The sequence below is a fragment of the Catenulispora rubra genome, from assembly GCF_015356825.1.
Classification (GTDB): domain Bacteria; phylum Actinomycetota; class Actinomycetes; order Streptomycetales; family Catenulisporaceae; genus Catenulispora; species Catenulispora rubra.
The window spans coordinates 1-3,187 of sequence record NZ_JAACYW010000529.1; the positions used below are offsets into that span (position 1 = coordinate 1).

General features: G+C 72.6%; 2 protein-coding genes and 1 rRNA gene. 2 read left to right on the forward strand and 1 reads right to left on the reverse strand.

What is annotated here, in order from left to right; translation table 11 throughout:
- The first annotated feature begins 75 nt into the window (after positions 1-75).
- Complete coding sequence (locus tag GWK61_RS53500; RefSeq protein WP_194922097.1) at positions 76-1,044, forward strand: AAA family ATPase; 969 nt, start codon at positions 76-78, stop codon at positions 1,042-1,044.
- A 192-nt stretch (positions 1,045-1,236) separates the two neighbouring features.
- Entirely contained in the window at positions 1,237-2,610 is a 1,374-nt protein-coding gene (locus GWK61_RS53505; RefSeq protein WP_194922099.1) for a DUF58 domain-containing protein, read from the forward strand.
- Positions 2,611-3,067: 457 nt separating this feature from the next.
- Here the strand turns inward: GWK61_RS53505 and rrf are convergent.
- A 5S ribosomal RNA gene (rrf, locus tag GWK61_RS53510) occupies positions 3,068-3,184 on the reverse strand.
- Positions 3,185-3,187: the final 3 nt, after the last annotated feature.

Below are 3,187 nucleotides of genomic sequence, written 5' to 3' on the forward strand. Positions count from 1 at the left end.
GGGTTCGGTGGCTTTGGCGGGGCCGGGGTGTCCGACGGTTCGCCGCAGGCCTCTGGATCGCCGGTACCAGAATCCGTGTCGGGTTCCGTCAACCCCGAGGACGCCCGCACGGCGCTGCTGGCGGTGCGCACCGAGGTCGCCAAGGCCGTGGTAGGCCAGGACTCGGCGGTCACCGGGCTGGTCATCGCGCTGCTGTCGGGCGGGCACGTGCTGCTGGAGGGCGTGCCGGGCGTCGCGAAGACGCTGCTGGTGCGTTCGCTGGCGGCGGCGCTGGCGCTGGATTCCAAGCGCGTGCAGTTCACCCCGGACCTGATGCCCGGCGACGTGACCGGCTCGGCGGTGTTCGACAGCCGGACCGCGGAGTTCTCGTTCCGCGAGGGCCCGGTTTTCACCAACCTGCTGCTCGCCGACGAGATCAACCGCACTCCCCCGAAGACGCAGGCGTCGCTGCTGGAGGCGATGGAGGAGCGGCAGGTCACGGTTGACGGCCGACCGCGGCCGCTCCCGGAGGTGTTCCTCGTCGCCGCGACGCAGAACCCGGTCGAGTTCGAGGGCACGTACCCGCTGCCGGAGGCGCAGCTGGACCGCTTCCTGCTGAAGCTGGTGCTGCCGCTCCCCGGCCGCGACGAGGAGATCGGCATCCTGGACCGCCACGCCAACGGCTTCGACCCGCGCGACCTGGAAGCGGCCGGCGTGAGGCCGGTAGCGGGGCGCGCCGACCTGGCGGCGGCCCGGGCCGCGGCACGCAAGGTGACGGTCAGCCGCGACGTGCTGGGCTACATCGCCGACCTGGCGCGTGCGACGCGGGTGTCGCCGTCACTGTCGCTGGGCGTCTCGCCGCGCGGCGCCACGGCGCTGCTCAACACGGCACGCTCGTGGGCCTGGCTCGCGGGGCGCGGGTACGTGACGCCGGACGACGTGCAGGCGCTGGCGAAGCCGACGCTGCGGCACCGGGTGCGGCTGCGCGCCGAGGCGGAGATGGAGGGCGGGACCGCCGACGGGGTGCTGGACGCGGTGCTCGGCGCGGTTCCGGTGCCGCGGTAGGCGGCGGGTGATGGCGATGGTGGTTGCGGTGGGGGTTGCCGCGGAGACTGCTGCGGAGGCGGCGGGGGCTGCGGTGGGGCAGGTCGCAGAGCTGTGGCACGCGCACACAATTCAGACAGCTGCGGCGGATCATCGGCGCTCGGCGGTCCATGCCTGCGCGGCCACTCTCATCATCCCGCTAGGGGCGCTGTCATGGCTCTGACCTGGCGTGCCGGCGCTTTGGCCGCACTCGGTGCGGTGTTCGTCGGCCTCCTGCTGCCGTCGTGGGTGGGCATCGCGGTGGTGGCTGCTGTCGTGGCGGTCGGGGTGGTCGTCGACGTCGCCTTGGCCGGTCCCGTGCGCACGCTCCAATTCGAGCGCAGCGGCGACACCACCGTGCGGCTCGGCACCACAGCACGTGTGCAGCTGGTCGTCACCAATCCTTCGGGGCGGCGGGTGCGGGCCCTGATCCGCGACGCGTGGCCGCCGTCGGCGGGGCTGCAGGGCGTCGCGCGGTCGACGAACCGGCTGGGCGATCCGACCGTCGTGCAGCCCCGGCACGCGGTCACGATTCCGGCCGGCGAGCGTCGGCGGATCGAGTCCGTGCTGGTGCCGACCCGGCGCGGCGATCGGCAGGCCGAGCACGTCAGTGTGCGTTCCTTCGGTCCCCTCGGCCTGGCCGCGCGGCAGCGCACGATGCGCAGCCCCTGGCGCGTGCGGGTACTGCCGCCGTTCCTGTCCCGGCGGCACCTGCCCTCGCGCCTGGCGCGCCTGCGCGAGCTCGACGGCCGTACCTCGCTGCTGGTGCGCGGGCAGGGCACGGAGTTCGACTCGCTGCGCGACTACACGGCCGGCGACGACGTCCGCTCCATCGACTGGCGCGCCACCGCACGCCGCCACATCGGCGACCACTACGACGTCGTGGTCCGCACCTGGCGCCCGGAACGCGACCGCGCGATCCTGATCGTCCTGGACACCGGCCGCACCGCCGCAGGCCGCATCGGCACCGAGGAACTGGGCACCGACGGCGTCCGCCTCGACGCGGCCCTGGACGCCTCACTCCTCCTGACGGCACTGGCCCTGCGCGCCGGCGACCGCGTGGACCTCCTGGCCTACGACCGCCACGTCCGCGCCGCCGTCACCCGCACCGCCGCCAGCCAGACCCTGGCCCGCGTCACCGAAGCCATGGCGGTCCTGGAACCGGAGCTGATCGAGCTCGACGCCCGCGGCCTGGTGACCACCATCCTGAACCGCGCCTCCCAGCGCGCCCTGGTGGTCCTCCTGACGAGCCTGGACTCGGCCCCCATGGCGGAGGGCCTCCTCCCGGTGATCGGCCGCCTCACGGCCCGCCACGAGGTCGTGGTCGCCTCCGTCGCCGACCCCCGCATCGAGCAGATGGCCCACGGCCGCGGCGACGCCACCGCAGTGTACGAGGCGGCCTCAGCGGAACGCGCCCGCGCCGAACGCCGACACGTGGCAGACCTGCTGGCCAAGCACCGGGTGACGGTGGTCGACCAGCCCCCGGCACTCATCGCGCCAGCACTGGCGGATGCCTACCTGGCGCTGAAGGCAGCTGGGCGGCTGTAGGAAGAAAGATTGATGGGCCGGCCAAGAGCCGATGGGCCGACCGATGGTGCCACGATTCGAGTGCTCTGCGGTCCGCCACAACGGCAGGCAGCTGGGGACCGCAAAGCAGTCGCCTCGCGCAAGCAGGCTCACCGGCGCCTGTCTAGGAGCCGGAGCGGGCACCTTGGCCGAGCCGCACATCGGGGCGCTCCGGTAGTCGCCTCGCAATGAGCCAGTCCGTGCTCGGATCAAGCTGCCGCCGCGCCCTGGCCGAGCTACGCGCAGGAGCTAACCGGTAGTTGCTTCGCAATGAGCCAATGCGAAGCGCGAATCCAGTCGCAGCGCACGGATTGAGCCAGCACCGGCAGGCTCTGAGCCGGCGTCGCGGGCCCGGTCGGTCGTGCTGCCGTGTGCTTATCCGTGCCGGAAACGCAGTAGACCCCCGATGGAAAACCATCGGGGGTCTACGTGAAATTTAGTTCGGCCGCGTCCTACTCTCCCACCAGGTCCCCCTGGCAGTACCATCGGCGCTGGCGGGCTTAGCTTCCGGGTTCGGAATGGGACCGGGCGTTTCCCCACCGCTATGGCGGCCGTAACA